The organism is Streptomyces sp. NPDC050121 (assembly GCF_044460385.1).
GTDB lineage: Bacteria > Actinomycetota > Actinomycetes > Streptomycetales > Streptomycetaceae > Streptomyces > Streptomyces soliscabiei.
In genome coordinates this window covers 79,499-97,229 of the sequence record NZ_JBITJV010000039.1, presented here as the reverse complement: position 1 = coordinate 97,229, position 17,731 = coordinate 79,499, and the positions used below count along the sequence as shown (strand labels likewise).

17 protein-coding genes and 1 rRNA gene are annotated in these 17,731 nt (G+C 70.2%); 7 read left to right on the top strand and 11 right to left on the bottom strand.

The features are described from left to right. Positions 1-86: ribosomal RNA gene (gene rrf / locus ACIBTS_RS39700) — 5S ribosomal RNA — on the top strand; the annotation flags it as partial. A gap of 69 nt (positions 87-155) precedes the next feature. Then, entirely contained in the window at positions 156-707 is a 552-nt protein-coding gene (locus tag ACIBTS_RS39695) for a GNAT family N-acetyltransferase (protein WP_399325523.1), read from the top strand. Between the two features lie 4 nt (positions 708-711). Here the strand turns inward: ACIBTS_RS39695 and ACIBTS_RS39690 are convergent, their stop codons facing one another. From ACIBTS_RS39690 to ACIBTS_RS39660, 7 genes are all read right to left on the bottom strand, one after another. Beyond that, positions 712-2,295 (bottom strand): type IV secretory system conjugative DNA transfer family protein, encoded by a 1,584-nt coding sequence (locus ACIBTS_RS39690; protein WP_399325521.1) that lies wholly within the window; start codon positions 2,293-2,295, stop codon positions 712-714. A gap of 20 nt (positions 2,296-2,315) precedes the next feature. Then, positions 2,316-3,746, bottom strand: coding sequence for an ATP-binding protein (locus ACIBTS_RS39685; RefSeq protein WP_399325519.1), 1,431 nt, complete (start codon positions 3,744-3,746; stop codon positions 2,316-2,318). Positions 3,747-3,760: 14 nt separating this feature from the next. Then, positions 3,761-5,320, bottom strand: a complete 1,560-nt coding sequence (locus ACIBTS_RS39680; protein WP_399325518.1) for an SCO6880 family protein — start codon at positions 5,318-5,320, stop codon at positions 3,761-3,763. Further along, the gene (locus ACIBTS_RS39675) at positions 5,317-6,663 is read right to left on the bottom strand and encodes a hypothetical protein (protein WP_399325516.1); all 1,347 of its coding nucleotides are present in this window, start codon (positions 6,661-6,663) and stop codon (positions 5,317-5,319) included. The genes ACIBTS_RS39680 and ACIBTS_RS39675 overlap by 4 nt, the downstream gene beginning before the upstream one ends. Beyond that, positions 6,653-7,480 carry a hypothetical protein gene (locus ACIBTS_RS39670; RefSeq protein ID WP_399325514.1) on the bottom strand — a complete coding sequence of 276 codons (828 nt, stop codon included), beginning with the start codon at positions 7,478-7,480 and terminating at the stop codon, positions 6,653-6,655. Before ACIBTS_RS39670 ends, ACIBTS_RS39675 begins: the two co-directional genes overlap by 11 nt. Before the next feature lie 201 nt (positions 7,481-7,681). Continuing rightward, complete coding sequence (locus ACIBTS_RS39665; RefSeq protein WP_004000049.1) at positions 7,682-7,990, bottom strand: hypothetical protein; 309 nt, start codon at positions 7,988-7,990, stop codon at positions 7,682-7,684. A 401-nt stretch (positions 7,991-8,391) separates the two neighbouring features. Then, complete coding sequence (locus ACIBTS_RS39660) at positions 8,392-9,753, bottom strand: peptidase S8 (RefSeq protein WP_399325512.1); 1,362 nt, start codon at positions 9,751-9,753, stop codon at positions 8,392-8,394. A 309-nt stretch (positions 9,754-10,062) separates the two neighbouring features. Here ACIBTS_RS39660 and ACIBTS_RS39655 point away from each other — a divergent pair, with 309 nt between their 5' ends. Then, the gene (locus tag ACIBTS_RS39655; RefSeq protein ID WP_399325530.1) at positions 10,063-10,617 is read left to right on the top strand and encodes a GNAT family N-acetyltransferase; all 555 of its coding nucleotides are present in this window, start codon (positions 10,063-10,065) and stop codon (positions 10,615-10,617) included. Positions 10,618-10,728: 111 nt separating this feature from the next. Here ACIBTS_RS39655 and ACIBTS_RS39650 read toward each other — a convergent pair whose 3' ends face one another. Continuing rightward, positions 10,729-10,971 carry a DUF397 domain-containing protein gene (locus ACIBTS_RS39650; RefSeq protein WP_079661370.1) on the bottom strand — a complete coding sequence of 81 codons (243 nt, stop codon included), beginning with the start codon at positions 10,969-10,971 and terminating at the stop codon, positions 10,729-10,731. A gap of 134 nt (positions 10,972-11,105) precedes the next feature. Between ACIBTS_RS39650 and ACIBTS_RS39645 the strand changes: the two genes are divergently transcribed. Continuing rightward, positions 11,106-11,855, top strand: coding sequence for a trypsin-like peptidase domain-containing protein (locus tag ACIBTS_RS39645; protein WP_399325509.1), 750 nt, complete (start codon positions 11,106-11,108; stop codon positions 11,853-11,855). A gap of 16 nt (positions 11,856-11,871) precedes the next feature. Here the strand turns inward: ACIBTS_RS39645 and ACIBTS_RS39640 are convergent, their stop codons facing one another. Further along, positions 11,872-12,630 (bottom strand): carbonic anhydrase, encoded by a 759-nt coding sequence (locus ACIBTS_RS39640; protein ID WP_399325507.1) that lies wholly within the window; start codon positions 12,628-12,630, stop codon positions 11,872-11,874. A gap of 239 nt (positions 12,631-12,869) precedes the next feature. On the opposite strand from ACIBTS_RS39640, the gene ACIBTS_RS39635 reads away from it, so the two are divergent. Together ACIBTS_RS39635 and ACIBTS_RS39630 are read left to right on the top strand one after the other, a co-directional pair. Beyond that, complete coding sequence (locus ACIBTS_RS39635) at positions 12,870-13,877, top strand: NlpC/P60 family protein (RefSeq protein WP_399325528.1); 1,008 nt, start codon at positions 12,870-12,872, stop codon at positions 13,875-13,877. 169 nt (positions 13,878-14,046) lie between these two features. Beyond that, complete coding sequence (locus tag ACIBTS_RS39630) at positions 14,047-14,757, top strand: phosphatase PAP2 family protein (RefSeq protein ID WP_399325505.1); 711 nt, start codon at positions 14,047-14,049, stop codon at positions 14,755-14,757. A gap of 89 nt (positions 14,758-14,846) precedes the next feature. Here ACIBTS_RS39630 and ACIBTS_RS39625 read toward each other — a convergent pair whose 3' ends face one another. Continuing rightward, positions 14,847-16,412, bottom strand: a complete 1,566-nt coding sequence (locus tag ACIBTS_RS39625) for an FAD-binding oxidoreductase (RefSeq protein WP_399325503.1) — start codon at positions 16,410-16,412, stop codon at positions 14,847-14,849. A gap of 146 nt (positions 16,413-16,558) precedes the next feature. After that, entirely contained in the window at positions 16,559-16,729 is a 171-nt protein-coding gene (locus ACIBTS_RS39620; RefSeq protein WP_319676570.1) for a hypothetical protein, read from the bottom strand. A 164-nt stretch (positions 16,730-16,893) separates the two neighbouring features. Here ACIBTS_RS39620 and ACIBTS_RS39615 point away from each other — a divergent pair, with 164 nt between their 5' ends. After that, positions 16,894-17,730, top strand: coding sequence for a hypothetical protein (locus ACIBTS_RS39615; RefSeq protein WP_399325501.1), 837 nt, complete (start codon positions 16,894-16,896; stop codon positions 17,728-17,730). Position 17,731: the final 1 nt, after the last annotated feature.

Here is a 17,731-nt window from a genome sequence, read left to right as displayed (position 1 = left end):
GTTACATTCCGAACCCGGAAGCTAAGCCTTACAGCGCCGATGGTACTGCAGGGGGGACCCTGTGGGAGAGTAGGACACCGCCGAACAAATATTGAAAAAGGCCCACACCGTAAATCGGTGTGGGCCTTTTTGTGTTTGCCGTTAGTGTGATGCGCATGAATTACGTCATCCGCTCCATACGCGCCGATGAGTGGCCCGCAGCGAAGAAGGTGCGGCTCGCCGCGCTTCAGGACCCTATAGCGCACCTCGCCTTCCTGGAGACGTACGACGAGGCCGCGGCCAAACCGGACTCCTTTTGGCAGGAACGGGCCGAGGGAGTCGCGGAGGGAGCGGCCGGAGCGCAGCAGATCATCGCCGAGGCACCGGACGGAGAGTGGATCGGAACCCTGACTGTGCTGGTCGAGGAGGCCGGCACGAAGGACTGGGCCGGCTTTCCCGTCGAGCGGAAACAAGGGCATATCGTCGCAGTGTTCGTGCAGCCAGAGTTCCGTGGCATCGGTCTGACGGAGGTGCTCTTCGACGCCGGTGTGGAGTGGGCCTGGGCGATCGGGGCTGAGCGGGTGCGGCTGATCGTGCATGAGGAGAACACACGGGCTCAGAGGTTCTACCGCAAGGCCGGGTTCGTACCCAGCGGTGTCGTAGTGCAGTTCGAGCAGGCACCCGGGGAGATCGAGCTGGAGTTCGTGCTCGGGCGCGACGGAGGCTGAAGGACTACACCGGTAGCTCGTCGTTCGGCCAGCGGGCCTTGGCCTGTTCGCGGGAGCGGAGCAGGGCCAGGGTGGGCAGGCCGCGGTTCGTTCCGGTGGCCAGGAGGTCCGGGAGCTGAGGGATCGGGGCCACGGCTGCCACGTCGTCCAGAACCAGGGTGAGTGGTGGGTCGAGGCGACCGGAGGATGACCGTTCGGCCATGCGCCGGCCGCGCTCGACCACGCTGGAGACGAGGGCCGTCAGGAGGGGCATCGCGCCCGGGTTCGTCCTGGGATCCTCGATGGATTCACCTAGTACATAAAGCGTTCCCCCTTCGTCCACGAAGGAATCCAAGGCGAGGGCATCACTTCGGTTGGGAGTGCAGGCCTCGCGGATGTTCACCGTGGAGAGGGCGGAGAGGGCACGGGCGGTCAGTTCCTGGGCGATGTCCCGGCGTTCGGGGTGCGCGGTGAGGGCGGCTTCGAGTTCGCCCGCCGAGCCCGGAGCGGCCTTCGGATGGGTGCGGAGAGTGCGCACCGCGTCCTGGATTCCGGTGCCCTGGGACCAGCGGTGAACGTGGCGGATGGTGCGGCCGTCGATGGCCGCGGCGTGGAGATAGCTGCGGAGCAGGATCTCGGCCGTGTCGCTCACCGCTTGGTCCAGGCGGGCGGAAGGACGTATCGGGGCGAGGAGTGCCGCCGCGCGGGAGGCCGCGGTCGGCCTGTCGTCGCAGCCGGCCGTGGGGGACCAGTGGAGGCGGGCCGGGGTGTCGCAGCGGTGGGCGGGGTCGTAGAGATGGACCGGGCCCAGCTTGGCCCTGGCGTCCTTGGTGTCCCCCCAGAGGGCCGGGTCGGAGGTGAGGACGAGTGCGGGGCCGTCGGCGTCCCGGACGGCCTGGGAGGCGGTGGCGTAGCGGGTCGCGGGGGGTGCGTAGTGGACCGTCCCACCTTCCACGCGGTCGGACTCGCCCCATCCGTACGCCGGTGCCTGTTCGGCGGCCGGGCGTGGTGCCGGGGCGGGATGCGACGAGGATGCCGGGGAGGACAGGGACGGCGACGGCGGTGATGTCGGGGCTGACGCCGGGGCCGGCTCCGGCCGTGCCGTCGGCTCCGCCTCGCGCGTCGCTTCCGTGCGCGGGGCGGGTACCTCGTGGTGCTGGGGCGGGATGCCCGGGGCGGCGGCGTACCCGGGGTCGGTGTGGACGGTCTTGCGGCGTGCGCGTACCGCCCTCCACCGCGCCAACGTCCCCATCACGAACACCGTGAGGACGAACAGGATCATCAGTTGGCCGATGAACAGACCCCAGAACAGGCCGTAGCCGGAGAGCCGGGTCGGCTCCGCCCCGGGCCAGGCGCCGGGGATGTCGTGGGGCTGGGCGATGAGATGGCGCATGGCGAGCGGGGTGCGGGTGAAGGTGACGCCGGCCGGCCACGCGCCGTGGGAGAAGAGGGCTGCCAGGCCCGTCGCAGTCCAGACCAGGAGGGTCATGCCGAGCAGGAAGGCGAGTATGCCCACCAGGAGGCCGTCCGGGATGCCTCCTGGGGTGTTGCCCTGGGGGTTGCCACGGTCGTCGCGGTAGTCGCGGTGGTGTCCGTCTGTCGGTCTCATGGCAACCCCCGTTCCTCTGCTTACGCCACCGTCGACTCGGACGAGTCGTCCAGGTCGGCCATGTGCTGTTCCATGAAGGCCGCCGCTCGGCGTTCCTGTTCCAGTTCCGCGGCGAGCAGGGCGTCGTCGGCTGCGGCCGCCTGCTCGGCGGAGGACTCCGTCATGGCGCGGTCGGTGAAGACCAACGGGCGTTCCGTCTCCGTGACCAGGTGTTTCACGACCTGGACATTGCCGTTGACGTCCCACACCGCGATGCCGGGGGTGAGGGTGGGGATGATCTCCACCGCCCACCTCGGGAGGCCGAGGACTCGGCCCGTCGCCCTCGCCTCGTCCGCTTTCTGGGCGTAGATCGTCCTGGTCGAGGCCATCTTCAGGATCGCGGCCGCCTCCTTCGCGGCCGCTCCGTCCACCACGTCCGACAAGTGGTGGACGACCGCCACGAAGGACAGGCCGAGGCGTCGGCCGAACTTCAGCAGGCGCTGGAAGAGCTGGGCGACGAACGGGCTGTTGATGATGTGCCAGGCCTCCTCGACCAGGAAGATGCGCTTCTTCCGGTCGGGGCGGATCCAGGTGTGTTCGAGCCAGACGCCGACGATCGCCATCAGGATGGGCATGGCGATGGAGTTGCGGTCGATGTGGGACAAATCGAACACGATGAGGGGGGCGTCCAGGTCGATGCCGACCGTCGTCGGACCGTCGAACATGCCCCGCAGGTCGCCGTCGACCAGGCGGTCCAGGACCAGTGCGACGTCCAGGCCCCAGGCCCGTACGTCGTCTATGGCGACGTTCATCGCCTCCGCCGACTCCGGTTCGGGGTGGCGGAGCTGTTCGACGATGTCCATCAGGACCGGCTGACGCTCGACGATCGTCTCGTTGACGTAGGCGTGGGCGACCTTGAGGGCGAAGCCGGAGCGTTCGTCCAGGCCGTGGCCCATCGCCACTTCGATGATGGTGCGGAGCAGTGCCAGCTGGCCCGTCGTGGTGATCGAGGGGTCCAGCGGGTTGAGGCGGATCCCCATGTCCAGGGCGGCCGTCGGGTCCAGGCGGATGGGGGTTATTCCCAGCGCCTGCGCGATGAGGTTCCATTCGCCGACGCCGTCCTCGCCCTGGGCGTCCAGGACGACGACCTGGCGGTCGCGGAAGCGGAGCTGGCGCATGACGTAGGTTTTCTCCAGCGCCGACTTGCCGTTTCCGGACTCGCCGAGGACCAGCCAGTGCGGGGCGGGCAGCTGCTGGCCGTACAGCTGGAAGGGGTCGTAGATGTAGCCCTTTCCGGAGTAGACCTCGCGGCCGATGATGACGCCGGAGTCGCCGAGGCCGGGGGCGGCCGTGGGCAGGTAGACGGCCTGGGCCTGGCCGGTGGAGGTGCGGACCGGCAGCCGGGTCGTCTCGACCTTGCCGAAGAGGAAGGAGGTGAAGGCGTCCGTGAGGACGGACAGCGGATCCCGCATCAGCTCATCAGCCCCTACCTTCGGATTCCGGTGGCGAACGGGAGGGTGTTCACGAACGCCCGGTGGTGCTCTCGGTCGCACCACTCCAGCTTCAGGTACGACTTGCCGGCCGAGGCCCTTATCGTCCGTTTGTCGCGGGCGAGGGCCTCGGGGTTGCGGCTGGAGACGGTGATGTAGCCGACCAGGTTCACGCCGGCCGCGCCGGACGCCAGGTCCTCGCCGCGCTGGTCGAGGCGGGAGTGGGCGGCCACGTCGCGGGGGTCGACGGTGCGGTTCATCTTGGCGGCGCGGCTGGCCTCGGCCTCGTCGTTCGTCTTCTCCGTGAGCATGCGTTCGATGGCGACCTCGGTGGGTTCGAGGTCCATCGTGACGGCGACCGTGCGGATGACGTCCGGGGTGTGGACGAGGAGGGGGGCCAGGAAGTTGACGCCCACCGGGGTCATCGGCCACTCCTTCACCCACGCCGTGGCGTGGCACCAGGGGGCCCGGGTGGTCGACTCGCGGGTCTTGGCCTGGAGGAACGTCGGCTCCATGGCGTCAAGCTCGGCCGGCCAGGCGTTGCGCTTGGTCATCGCCTGGATGTGGTCGATGGGGTGGTCCGGGTCGTACATGGAGTGGACGAGGGAGGCGAGCCGGCCCTGCCCGAGGGGCTGGCGGACGCGGATGTCCGCCTCCTGGAGGCGGGAGCAGATGTCCGTCAGTTCGCGGGCCATGACGACGGCGAGGCCGGCGTCGCGGTCGAGTTTGCGGCCGGAGGTCGGGCGGGCGGCGCGGGCCATGGCGTGCGCCTCGGCGGAGAGTTCGCGCGTGTAGTGCATGCAGGCGACGAGGTAGGCGCGGTGCTGCTCGCTGCTGGTGGACACCATGGACTGGAGCTGGTCGTAGGAGCGGGCCAGCCAGTCGGGGGCCTTCTCGTCCCCGCGTACGGCGACGTCCTTGGCGTGGGCGTCGGGGTCGGCGGGGAGGGTGCGGGCGAGCATCTGCAGGCGGGTGACGAAGCCGTCGCCGTTCGCCACGTGCTTGAGGAGGGTGCCGAAGCGGTCGACGAGGGCCTCCTGGTCCTCGCTGTCGCGCAGGCCGACGCCCGGGCCCTCGATCTCGATGGCCGCCGTCACCGTGCGGCGGTCGGCGTGCAGGAGGACGGCGATCTCGTCGGGGCCGAAGGGGGCGGCCAGCCAGCTGATGCGGCCGATGCCGGGGGGCGGGCCGATCTCGATCTCCTGGCCGTCGAGCCGGGTGCCGGCCTCCATGGCGGTGGAGCGGTACGTGGTCCCCTGGCGGAGGGTGCGCTTGTAGCTGCGGTTGATCTCGAACCACTTGTAGAACGTGCGGTGTTTGTACGGCACGTAGACGGCGGCCAGCGCGATCATCGGGAAGCCGCTCAGCAGGACGATGCGCAGGGCGAGGACGGGGACGAGGAGGCCGCACATCATGCCGAGGAACGCGCCGATGACGATGAGCGCGATCTCGCCGGTCTCGCGGTTGCGGCCGACGATCGCGTTCGGCCGGGCGCGGCCGATCAGATATGTACGGCGGGGCGCGACCATGTGGGACACATGGGACTCGGTCGTCAACGCCCTTCACCTCCCGTGCGGTTGTTGCTGCTGTTGCGGTTGTTGCCGGCGTGCGGGGTGTTGACCGGGCTGCTCGCGCGGGGCGCGGGGGCGGCGGAGGGGACAGATCCGCCGCCCCCGTTCGAGGAGCGCGAGCTGTGCGCGGCCACTCCGCCACTGGCGGGGTTGGAGGGGCGGGCGCCGGAGGATCCCGATCCGGACTGGCCGCCGCCGTTGTTGTCCGCACGGGTGCTGTGCGTCTTGATGCCCTGGGCGACGAGGGTCGCCGGGGAGCTGATGACGGCGGCGGCCTTGCCTTCGGCGCCCTGCATGATGCGGTTGTTGCGACCGCCGGCGATCTCGTCGCCGAAGCCGGGGACGAAGCGGTAGATCATCGCGCTGGCGAAGATGGCGAGCAGGATGATCGAGAGGCCGGAGACGACGGCGGAGAAGGCGTTGGGGCCGTCGTCCGAGGACAGCGCGCCGGCGAGGCCGAGCACTATCACGATGACCGGTTTGACCAGGATGACGGCGATCATGATGCCGGCCCAGCGGCGGACGTGGCTCCACAGGTTCTTGTCGACCAGGCCCGCGTAGACGACGGTGCCGAGCAGCGCGCCGACGTAGAGGAGCGCGGCCCTGATGACCAGCTCCAGCCAGAGCACTCCGGCGGCGAGGATCGACACGAGAGAGACGACGATCAGCATGATCGGGCCGCCGCCGATGTTCTCGCCCTTGGCGAGGGCCGCGGAGAAGGTGCCGAAGAACGTGTCGGTCTGGTTGCCGGTGGTCTTCGCGAGGACGTCGGTGATGCCGTCGGTGGCGGAGACGACGGTGTAGAGGATGAGGGGGGTGAAGGCGGAGGCGAGGACGGTCAGCCAGAGGAAGCCGACGGCTTCGCCGATGGCGGTGGTGAGGGGGACTCCGCGCACCGCGCGCTTGGCTACCGCCAGCAGCCACAGCAGGAGGGTCAGGACGGTCGAGGCGGCGAAGACGACGGCGTACTGCTTGAGGAACCTCTCGTTGGTGAAGTCGACGTTCGCCGTGTCCTTCACGGCGTCGCTGAGCTTGTCGACGGTCCACGCGGCGGCGTCGGCACAGCCCTTGGCGAGGGAGGAGAGGGGATCGAGGGTGTCGGAGACGCCGGGGTTGGTGGTGAGGGACGGGTTCTCGCCTTTTTCGCAGTAATCCCTGGCGGCGCCTTTGATGAGTTCGCTGCAGGCGCTGGTGCTCGAGGACGGGGAGGGGGACGGAGACGGGCTGGGTGTCGGCGCGGCGGAGGCGCGGGTGGCCAGCAGCACAGCTGTGGTCTGAACGGCGGCCAGGGCGGCCGTCACCTTGAGGGAGAGGTGCTTAGCGCGCATAGGTGAACCCTCCGTACTCCTCGACGGCCTTCGTCATGTCGTCGGCGGTGGAGGCCTTCTGGTCGCGCCCGACCGGAACGGGCCCGTCCTTCTGCTGGAAGTCGGTGACCTTCCAGTCGTTGTTGATCCACGTGAGCTGGTAGGTGTTGGTGAACCAGCTCTCGGAGACGGGATTGGTCGAGGCTGCGCCTGACAGGCCGAAGAGCGATGTGTACCAGACCTCGACGTTGGCACTGCTCGTGCTGGAGGCCGTGACCTTGGTGCCCACGGGGATGACGCGGGAGACGAAGGTCTGGCCGTCCGGAGCGGTGCCGTCCTTGTCGAGCCCGATGTTGCTCAGGAACGTCTCGCTCGCGTACGCGGTATCCAGAGCGGACTGTCTGGCGGCGGCGACGTCGGGTGCGTACACCGTGTCGACGATCTGGTGCCGGCGGTCCGTGACGAACATGTCCGCCGACCCCAGCGCCACCGCGTAGTTGGCCGCCGCGCTCTGGGCGCCCTGCACGTCGTGCGCGTACCCGGTCGGAATATTGCCGCTCTTCGACTCCACCGGTTTTGTTCCGCTGGCTGCTGTGCTGGTGGACTTGGGGTTGTTGGTGCCGGCGGGGCCGTCGGTCGTCGTTGAAGAGGAACCGTCTCCTCCGCGGTTCGCGAAGGCGATTGCCGCGATGAGGACGACGACGACGCCGACCACCGTGACCAGGCTCCGGGAGGAGGAGCGGGGGCCTCTGCGGGCGCCGCCGTAGGGGTCGGTCTCGGGTAGGCGGACGCGGGTGCCCGTGGGTTCGCCGTAGTCGTGTTCGTCGCCGGGAGTCATGCCGCGTACGCCCCCTCGCTGCCGTTGCGGACCGCGTAGAAGTACGACGGTAGCCGTGCTGGTTCCCGCGCGGGCGCGGTGTGGTGACTCGACATCAGGGACATCAGGGAAACGCAACCTCAGCCGGTGGGCACGACAGGTGGGTGGGGACGGCGGGCCGGGCGCGCCCGGACGGGACTGGGGGTGGTGCGGGGGACGCTGTTACACGGCCATGCCGTACACGATCGTGAACAATGTCCCGAGTGAGCCGATGATGAAGACGCCCGTCAGGCCCGCGATGATGAGGCCCTTGCCCTGTTCCGCACTGAAGGTGTCCCGCAGGGCCGTCGCGCCGATGCGTTGCTTGGCCGCGCCCCAGATGGCGATGCCGAGGCAGATGAGGATGGCGACCGCCATCACGACCTCGATCATCACCTTGGCCTCGTTGCCCAGGCTGCCGAAGGGCCCCCAGTCCGGAGCGATCCCGCCGATGATGGTGTTGATATCGCCCTTGTCGGCCGCAAACAGCATGTAAGTCACCGCCCCTGGTGGGTAGTTCCGCAGTTCCCCTGCCGGTGTGCAGAGGTCACGCCTCATTGTCGCCGACGAAGTCGCCGTCGTATGTCGACTTGGCGTCATTGTCGGTCGGGATTCGTACGATTGACTCGTATGGTCACTCTGTGTATCACGGCAGGTTACGCCGGGCAATGAGGCCGGAGCGGAACCTGTGGTGTGGTTCCGTCGTTAGCCCACTTCACGGCTCCGTACCGTTTCTGACGGCTGGTCGGGTGAGAGTACGTTTCGATGTTCTCATCGATGGTCTCATGACGAACGGCGAGCGGGCCGCGGCTGGATGCCGCGGCCCGCTCGCCGTTCGCCACGTGTGGCCCCCACGGCCCACTGTGGCTGCTCCGGGTGACGGAGGGTCAGGGTCAGCCGGTGAAGGCGTCGGTGCCCTCCGGGGTGCCCCAGCCGGTCGGGCCGTCGTAGCCGGACTTGGCGGTGCAGAAGTAGCTCGTCGAGCAGGTGCCGTTGTTGCCGCTGGTCACGTCGTTGAGGGCGGACGTGCCGGCCGCGGCGTAGGGGTAGGAGGCCGGGTAGTCGCTGCTGCCCGGGGTGCCGGCGAGGGCGTAGACGCTCGCGATGATCGGGGCCGAGGCGCTGGTGCCGCCGTAGGTGTTCCAGCCGGTGCCGTCGGCGCCGTAGGTGTCGTAGACCGAGACGCCGGTCGCCGGGTCGGCGACGGCCGAGACGTCGGAGATCATGCGCTTCGAGCAGCCGGTGTCGGTCTGCCAGGTCGGCTTGGCGTCGTACGAGGAGCAGCCCGAGCCGGTGCCCTCGGTGCTGCTGGTCTTCCAGACCGACTCCGTCCAGCCGCGGCTGTTGGAGGCGGCGGACAGCTTGGTGCCGCCGACGGCGGTCACGTACTTGGAGGCCGCCGGGTACTCGGCGCCGTACGCCTCGTCGCCCGCGCTGACGGTGATGGCGACGCCCGGGTGGTTGAAGTACGAGGAGTCGTAGCTGGTGTCGGAGGAGGACTCGGAGCCGCCGTAGCTGTTGGAGACGAACTTCGCGCCCAGGGTGACCGCGCGGTTCACCGCCGTGCCGAGGTTGGCCATCGAGGAGGACTTGGCCTCGACGAGCAGGATGTTGCAGTTCGGGCAGACGGCGGAGGCCATGTCGAGGTCGAGCGAGATCTCACCGGCCCAGCCGCTGTTCGCGGTGGGGAGGGAGGTGGTGGAGCCCGTCTGGCTGACCTTCTTGAAGCAGCCGTTGGAGGTCGTGCAGGCGGAGAGGCCGTAGTAGGCGCGGTAGGTGGCCAGGTCGGACTCCGCGTTGGGGTCGTCGTACGCGTCGACGATCGCGATGGTCCTGCCGGAGCCGCCCGAGGACGCGGCGTCGGTCAGGCCGTAGGCCGACTGGAGGTCGGAGGGGCCGTAGCCGCTGGGGGAGTCGGTGGCGGCGTTCGGCGAGACCGTCTTGGGCGCGATGCCCTTCTTGGCGGCCTGCTCCTCCTGGAAGGCGGTGGTGCCGCCGGTGACCCGCAGCGCGTTGCAGGACGCGAACCCCTTCTTCGGGGTCTGGTCGCACTGCTGGGTGTAGGTCACGTGGGCCTTCGCGACCTGGGCGGCGATGGCGCGGGCGCTGACCTTGGAAGGCGTCGGGGTGGCTGCGCCGGCGTGGGCCGCGGTGCCGAGGCCGGCGATGACGAGGGCGGCGGTGGCCGCGGTGGCGGAGCCTATTCGGCGCCATCTGCCGGGTATGTGGGGGGTGTTGGGGGTGGGCGTACGCAACGTACAGCCTCCTGCGTGAGGTGGACAGAGGCCTGCGGGTGGGGGACCACCGGCGTGGTTGCCGGTAGGGGCGGCGGCCCGCGGACGACGTTCCCTTGTTGAGTACGCGACAACAAGACAGGCGGTGGAATCCTGACTTCCGCCTTACTGAAGGGGGTTGGGGGATTGCTGATCAATGGCGGGGCGATGGTGCGCGGATGGCTGGAACTTGACCTCGGTGTGCCGATCCCCGGCACGGGGCGCCTGTGGCACGATGCCGCGGTGAACGTCCCCGTGTCCGCCGTGCCTCCTGTCGTCCCCGCAGGTCGGATGGCCTGTGCCGAGCAGCCGGTGCTCGCCCTCCCGCGCGCCGGGCTGGAGCTGCGGCCCTGGGCGGCGGGGGACGCGTCCGCGTTGGTGGCGGCCGCGGGCGATCCGGCGATCCGGCAGTGGAACCTGCTCGCCGTGCCCGACCGGGAGGCCGCGGTACGGCGGATCGAGCGGATGCGGGAGCGCTGGCGGGCGGAGACCGGTGCGATCTGGGCGATCGCCCGGTCCCGTGCCGACGGCGGTGAGGTCGTCGGGCTGGCCGGCTGGAACGACGTCGATCTCGACGGCGGCAGCGCGGAGATCGTCTACTGGCTGCTGCCGGCCGCCCGGGGCGGCGGCGTCGCCGTCGAGGCGGTCGGCCGGCTCACCCGGTGGGCCTTCGACGACCTCGGCCTGCATCGCCTGCGCCTGTGCCACGCGGTCGCCAACGAGGCGTCGTGCCGAGTGGCGCGAAAGGCGCAGTACGCGTATGAGGGCACCATGCGGAGCGCCCTGCTGCACGCGGACGGGTGGCACGACCAGCACCTGCACGCGGTGGTGCGGGGCGATGTCTGAGACGTGGGCTGTGGGAACTTGCGGTGCGAGGCGGGCTGTGCAAAGGGGTGCGGGGCGAGGGGGTGCGGGGCGAGGGGGTGCGGGGCGAGGGGCGCCGGGTGGGGCGTGCGGTCAGTCGAGCTCGACGCCTTCCACGAAGTGGTCGAATTCGCCTGCCTGGACGCCCAGCACGAACGCGTCCCACTTGCGGCGGTTCGTGGTGACGACGTTGTCCGGGTCGCTGGTCTCCCGCAGGTAGACGGGCGCCTCGCCGTCGTCCCCCGCGCCGAAGGCGATCTCGATCCACGGGCCGGGTCCGGTCGCGTCCGGCGGGGCGGCACGGGTCCAGATGAGGTCGGGGGGGATTTCAGCCATCGGGAGTGTCCTTAGGGGGGTGATGAGGCCCGGCGGACAAAGCCGGGAGGTTTTGAGGGCCAAGTGCGGGTAGCGTCGTATGAGAATGCATGTCTCTGACGTTTCTCTCACCTTCGTGGGACAAAGTGAACCCGATGAAGCGAAACGCCCTGCTCGGTGCGGTCGTCATGCTGGCCGTCACCTCCGCCTCCGAAGCGACTGCCGACGGCGCGCCCGGCCCCCTCGGGGTCACGGCCGTCGCGGTGGCGACCCCGAAGTTCGCACGGGTCGGCGCGTTGTTCAGCGCCGACGATGCGGTCGCCGGCAGACTCACCGGCGAGCACTTCTGCACCGCGTCCGTCGTGCACAGCCCCCACCACGACCTCATCGCCACTGCGGCGCACTGCCTCAGCAGCGTGTCCGGCGAACTGGCGTTCGTCCCCGGCTACCGGGTCGGACAGGCCCCCTACGGGGTCTGGAAGATCAAGCAGTCCTTTATGCCCGACGGATGGAACAAGGGGCAGGACGAGGACAGTGACGTGGCCTTCGCCGTCCTCGGAGAGAAGGACGGCAAGAACGTCGAGGACGTTGTCGGCGGCAATCGTTTTGTGACGCGCACCACAACGGGGGCCACCGCCGTCACCGTCACCGGCTACCCCGACTCCGTCGAGGCGCCGATCCGCTGTACGAACCGGCCCACCGCCCACAGCGCCACCCAGCAGCGCATCACCTGCCCCGCCTTCACCGGCGGCACCAGCGGCAGCCCCTGGGTGAACGGCTACGACGAGGTCGTGGGCGTCCTGGGCGGTCACGAGCAGGGCGGCGCCACGCCCGACGTCTCGTACAGCGTGGTCCTGGGGGCGGAGGCCGCAGAACTGTACAGGGACGCGACGTCCGCCCCCTAGGGCAGGCCCTCAGGGGCTACGCGAGGGTGTGGACGAGCTGGGTGGTCAGCTCGTAGCGGGCGCCGACGACCGCGAGCTCGCCGGCGGATGTCTTCGCGGCGAGGTCCGGCACGGCGGCGAGGCGTGCGCGGACGGCCCGGACGTTGGCGTCGACGGTGGAGTCGACGCGGGCGTCGCCCTGCTTCGTGCGGTCTATGGACGGGATGATCTGGTCGGCCAGGTACTGGATGTGGGCGGGCAGCTCGTCGCCGGTCAGGTCCGCCTGTACGGCCGCCTTCACCGCGCCGCACGACTGGTGGCCGAGCACCATGACCAGCGGGATCCCCAGTTCGAGCACGCCGTAGGCCACGCTGCCGAGTACGGCCTCGTCGAGCACCTCGCCCGCCGTGCGGACGGTCATCAGGTCGCCGAGGCCCTGGTCGAAGACCAGCTCGGGCGGCACGCGGGAGTCGATGCAGCCGAGGACGACGGCGAACGGATGCTGACCCATTGTCAGGCTCTGTCGTACGGCGGGGGTTTCGTCCGGGTGCCGCTCGCAGAAGGTGCGCCAGCGGCGGTTGCCCGCGGCCAGTTCCCGCAGGGCTTCGTCGACCGTGCCGGGACGGGTGGCGGTCCGAGGGCCGGTGGCGGGAGTGGAGGCGGACGCGGGGGCGGTGGCGAGAGCCGCGCCGCCGACGGCCAGGGCGCCGGCCATGCCGCCGCGCAGAAGGGCGCGACGAGCGGTTCCGTGGGGGGTGTCTCGGGGGGTGTCTCGGGGGGTGTTCTCAGAGTTCACGGGGGTGGAACGTATATCCGAGGCCGAAAATGATCGCTGCTGTTGCCGAATCATGGGCATGAATGGGGAAGGCAGGAGCGAACGTTGGGCGATGCTTGACGCGGCCCGGGGCTGCCGTTGACCCGCCTGCCCCGGCACGCGGGGATCCATGGATCGAGCCGTCCTTCCGCGTGGTCGCCCGGTGGCGCGGAGGCCGCCTCTACACTGGCGTGGGCGGACTCCCGGGCGGCGAGGGGCGGTTGACGGTGCGTAGGACGTGGATCGTGGCGACCGCTGCCGTCAGTGCCGGAGCCGCCTTCATGATGGCGCTCGTCATCGGGGTGTACGTCGTCGGCGGGAACATGGTGAACGGCGTGGGCGGGGCGTCCCGCTCGCTCGCCAAGGGGGCCGTGCCCGCCGCCTATCAGACGCTGGTTCAGAAGTGGGGCAACCTCTGCGCCGCCATCAACCCCGCACTGCTCGCCGCCCAGCTCTACCAGGAGAGCGGGTTCAACCCGAGAGCGCAGAGCGCCGCCGCCGCGCAGGGGATAGCGCAGTTCATCCCGGGCACCTGGGCCACGCACGGAGTCGACGGGGACGGGGACGGCGACCGCGACGTCTGGGACCCGAATGACGCGATTCCGTCGGCCGCGTCGTACGACTGCCAGCTCGCGTCGTATGTGAAGACCGTCCGCGGGGACATCACGAAGAACATGCTCGCGGCCTACAACGCGGGGCCGGACGCGGTCATCAAGTACGGCGGCGTACCGCCGTACAAGGAGACCCAGAACTACGTGAAGACGATCACGACGCTGGAGGAGTCCTTCGCCGCGCCCGTCAGCCGGGTGGATCCCTCCAAGCAGGCCGCGGCGGCCATCTACTTCGCCCAGAAGAAGCTCGGCACGCCCTATCTCTGGGGCGGGAACGGCACCGCTGACCAGGGAGGACGGTTCGACTGCTCCGGGCTGACCAAGGCCGCCTACGAGAGCGTCGGGATCACCCTGCCCCGGGTCGCCAACGACCAGTACAACGCCGGCCCGCACCCCAAGCGCAGCGAGCTGCTGCCGGGGGACCTGGTGTTCTTCTCGACCGACCTCGGCAATTCGCGGGCCATCCACCACGTGGGGATCTACGTCGGGGGCGGCTACATGATCGACGCGCCCTACACGGGGGCGGTCATCCGGTTCGACCCCATCGACACCGCCGAGTACTTCGGGGCGACCAGGGTCACCGAAGATGGCGCGAAAGCGCTCCCCACGACGGTCTGAGACAGGCCCCGGACCCGGCCTCTGAGCTGCGGTGATCTGTCTCTCTTCGATAACGTCTGGGTGATCATTCAGTGGAGAGTGGAACGTATCAACCGGGGCCGTGCGTTCCTGTTGAGGCGGGCGCATGTGAGGTGCGCCGGGCAGCACACGACGAAGGGGCCGCAGCACCATGGCTGGACTCGCCGAATCCGGGTCGAACCCCGACGTCGACCTGCTCTATGACATCAACGGCCTGGCCAAGGACGCCCCGCACTGGCTCGACCGGGCCGTCGAGTTCGTGGGCGAGTACGGGCTGCTGCTCGTCATGGTGCTGCTGATCGTGTGGTGCTGGTGGGGCGTGCGGCGCCGGCCCGGTGGGGCCGAGGAGGCCGCAGGCTCCGTCGCCGCGCTGGTGTGGGCGCCGCTCGCCGCCGGGATCGCCGTGCTGGTGAACGTGCCGATACGGGGGTTCGTGGAGCGGCCCCGGCCCTTCCTTGACCATCAGGGGCTGGAGGTGCTCGTCTCCGGCAAGACCGACTACTCCTTCGTCAGCGACCACGCCACCCTCACCATGGCCATGGCCGTCGGACTGTTCGTCGCCAACCGGAAGTTCGGGCTCGCGGGGATAGCGGTTGCCCTGCTCGAAGGGTTCTGCCGGGTCTTCATGGGGGTGCACTATCCGACGGACGTCGTCGGCGGGTTCGCGCTCGGGACCGCCGTCGCCCTGCTGCTGTCGCCCGTCGCCTCCATGATGCTCACGCCCGTGCTGAAGGCCGTCGACCGCTCGCCCCGCGTCGGGTGGATCGTGCGCAGCCGGGCCGCTCGGACCGGCGAGCGGGAGGGGCTCATCCCGGGCGCGCGGAGCGAGGTCGCCGCGGAGGAACGGGACCTCGCCGCCTAGCTCATCGCCTGCGGGCAGAGTCTCTGCGGTCAGACTGCCTCAGGTCAGCGTGGCGGCGGTCGGCGTGTCTGCGGTCAGAGCGCCTGCGGTCAGAGCGCCTGCGGGTAGGTGAAGAAGCCGGTCGGGTCGTACTGCTTCTTCAGCTGGGTCAGCCGCGGGAGCGCTTCGCCGTAGTACGCCTTGCGCCAGTTCGTGAGGGTCGGGTCCGCGTAGTTCTGGTAGGCCGCGCCCGAGGCGTACGGGGTCATCGCCTTGTGGGCCGTGTTCAGCCAGGACTGGGCCGTCGTACCGGCCGTGCCCGCCCTCCACGACACGATGTACTGGGCCAGCATCCGCGAGCGGCGGTGGACGAACGCCGTCGCCGTGGGGGAGACCCGGTTGACCGCGCCGCCGAGGGCGGTGAGGGCGATGCTGCCGGCGCCGCCCTGGACCGTCCTCATCTGCTTCAGCAGGGTCTGGATGCCGGCCGTCGTCAGCGAGCGGTCGAAGAAGTCCGAGCGGGCCGTGTACGTCTCCCGGCCCAGCTTGCCCTGCGCGGCGCGGCCCGGAGTGGAGCCGGGAAGGTGACACTGGGCGTCGGTGCTGAAGGAGGAGCAGCCGGCGTACGCCTCCATCGCCTCCTCGTAGCCGCGGCGGCGCAGGGATACGGACGACGCGCGGGCACCCACCTTGTCGGCGAGGCGGTCCACCGCGTTCTGGAGCTGGCCGTAGGTGCCGATGCAGAACGCGGCCACCGAGACGGTGGGGGTGCCGCTGCCGTTCTCCAGGTGCAGGGAGGACCAGATCTCGTCGGGCTGCGACGGACCCCACTCCTGCCAGGCCTTTATCACCGCGGCCGCCTTCGCCCAGGGCCAGGTGAGGTAGCCCGTCACCGCCTGGGGCGCGGGGTGGGTCTTGAACTGCAGCTCCGTGACGACGCCGAAGTTGCCGTTGCCGGCGCCGCGCAGCGCCCAGAACAGGTCCTTGTTCGTCGTCGCGTTGGCGGTGAGCTGCCTGCCGTCCGCGGTGACGATCGTGGCCTGGGTGAGGCTGTCGCAGGTCAGCCCATAGGCGCGGGAGACGACGCCGTGGCCGCCGCCGAGGACCAGACCGGAGACGCCGACCGTGGGGCAGGAGCCCGCCGGGATGGTCACACCCTTCGCGGCGAGCGCCCGGTAGACGTCGATCAGCTTGGAGCCCGCGCCGACCACGGCCGTGGTGCCGCTCGCGCGGACCCGGTTCAGCTTGGAGACGTCGATGATCAGCCGGCCGTCGCCGGAGGACCAACCGCCGTAGGAGTGGCCGCCGTTGCGGATCGCGACCTTCGTCCGGTGGGCGCGGGCGTACGCCAGGGCCGTGCGGACGTCGTCGGCGTGGGCGACGTACGCCACCGCCGCCGGTTTGAGGCCGTCGAAGCGGGTGTTGTAGAGCTGGTGGGCCGTCGCCCAGGAGGCGTCGCCGGGGCGGACCAGGGCGCCGTCCAGATCGCGGGCCAGCGCGGTCCAGTTGGCGGGGGCGGAGACGCTGGTGGTGGTGAGGGGGCTGTTCGGCCCGGTGCCGCCGGCGCTCCCGGTGGCCGAGGTGGAGGCGTGCGCGCTGCCGCCGGTCGCCTTGCAGGCGGTCACTGCCGCCGCGACCGCTGCCGTGCCGCCTGCGATGAACGTACGCCGTTCCATGTTCTTGCGCCTTCCCTCGACCGGCTGTCGGCTTCATGCAGCGAGACGGGGACATGGGACCACGGGTTCCGGCCGGCGTCGGCGGTGACAGAACAGTGACGTCCGTGACATCAGCCGGTCAGCCGGTCGGCCGTGACATCAGCCGGTCAGCCGTGGATGTGGCTCTCCGCGTCCGATCTGGCCAGGCTTCTCGCGCGGCGGGCCGGGCCGCGCCAGCCGCAGGTGCAGCGGGCCAGGCAGAAGCGGCCCTGTTCGACGGTCGTGGTGCTGTGGTCCCCGTCGGTGCGGGGAAGGTCCGAGCCGTCTTGCTGTGTCACGCAGACAACGGTACCCAGGCTCGGTAAAAGACCCGTATGGCGGTCGCAAGCCGCATGCAATCCGGCCACAAGCCCTCGGCTCTGCGTGACGGGGGCACCTACCCGTCGTTAACCGGAACGACAGGGGGCCCGTGACGGACGTACCGGCTGGGGGTAGGCAGGCCATGGCGGAGCGGCAGCGCAGGCACGTGGGTGCGGCGGTTCTTTCGGGGATCGTGGCGGGGATCTGTGCGGGCACCGCCGGGTGCTCCGGGGGCGGGGCCGCCGCCGAGGACGGCCGGGCGGCCGATCCCGTGGCCACCCTGCACCGGGCTGCCGACACCCTCGTGGAGGCGGGCACGTCGAAGGCCCGTACGTCGATGGAGATGGCGACCGGCGGGACCCGGGTGACCATCCGGGGCCAGGGGGTCTACGACTACCGCAAGCAGCTCGGGCAGCTGAGGGTGCTGCTGCCGCAGGACCCGGCCGGGGCGAGCGAGCACCGGCCGATCACCGAACTCCTCGCGCCCGGGGCCCTGTTCATGAAGAACCGTGGGGCCGGCGTGCCGGACGACAAGTGGGTACGGGTGGCGACGGCGACCCTGTCCGACGGGAACCTGGTGACGGGCGGGGTCACCGATCCGTTCGCCGCCGCCGAGGTGCTGCGGGGGACGCGGACGGCGACGTACGTCGGTAGGACCGAGGTGGCCGGGACGGCGGTGCGGCACTATCGCGGGACGGCCGATCTGGCGGTGGCCGCCGAGGACGCGTCCGCGGAGGGACGGGACGCGCTGCGGGCGGCGGCGAAAGGGTTCGCCACGGCTCGGGTGCCGTTCGACGTCTACCTCGACGACGAGGGGCGCATCCGGAAGGTCCGGCACCGGTTCAGTTTCGTCAACGGGAAGCAGAAGGCGGCCGTCGCGGTCGCTTCCACGACGCTGCTGTACGACTTCGGCGCGCCCGTCGATGTGCGGTTGCCGGCCGCCGGGGACATCTACGCGGGGCGGATCGCGCAGGAATGAA

Bases quoted from the DNA above. Each gene is read 5' to 3' on its own strand.
- ACIBTS_RS39695 (WP_399325523.1), top strand. From the start codon at position 156: ATGAATTACGTCATCCGCTCCATACGCGCCGATGAGTGGCCCGCAGCG.
- ACIBTS_RS39690 (WP_399325521.1), bottom strand. From the start codon at position 2,295: ATGAGACCGACAGACGGACACCACCGCGACTACCGCGACGACCGTGGC.
- ACIBTS_RS39685 (WP_399325519.1), bottom strand. From the start codon at position 3,746: ATGCGGGATCCGCTGTCCGTCCTCACGGACGCCTTCACCTCCTTCCTC.
- ACIBTS_RS39675 (WP_399325516.1), bottom strand. From the start codon at position 6,663: ATGCGCGCTAAGCACCTCTCCCTCAAGGTGACGGCCGCCCTGGCCGCC.
- ACIBTS_RS39670 (WP_399325514.1), bottom strand. From the start codon at position 7,480: ATGACTCCCGGCGACGAACACGACTACGGCGAACCCACGGGCACCCGC.
- ACIBTS_RS39665 (WP_004000049.1), bottom strand. From the start codon at position 7,990: ATGCTGTTTGCGGCCGACAAGGGCGATATCAACACCATCATCGGCGGG.
- ACIBTS_RS39655 (WP_399325530.1), top strand. From the start codon at position 10,063: ATGGCCTGTGCCGAGCAGCCGGTGCTCGCCCTCCCGCGCGCCGGGCTG.
- ACIBTS_RS39650 (WP_079661370.1), bottom strand. From the start codon at position 10,971: ATGGCTGAAATCCCCCCCGACCTCATCTGGACCCGTGCCGCCCCGCCG.
- ACIBTS_RS39645 (WP_399325509.1), top strand. From the start codon at position 11,106: ATGAAGCGAAACGCCCTGCTCGGTGCGGTCGTCATGCTGGCCGTCACC.
- ACIBTS_RS39630 (WP_399325505.1), top strand. From the start codon at position 14,047: ATGGCTGGACTCGCCGAATCCGGGTCGAACCCCGACGTCGACCTGCTC.
- ACIBTS_RS39625 (WP_399325503.1), bottom strand. From the start codon at position 16,412: ATGGAACGGCGTACGTTCATCGCAGGCGGCACGGCAGCGGTCGCGGCG.
- ACIBTS_RS39615 (WP_399325501.1), top strand. From the start codon at position 16,894: ATGGCGGAGCGGCAGCGCAGGCACGTGGGTGCGGCGGTTCTTTCGGGG.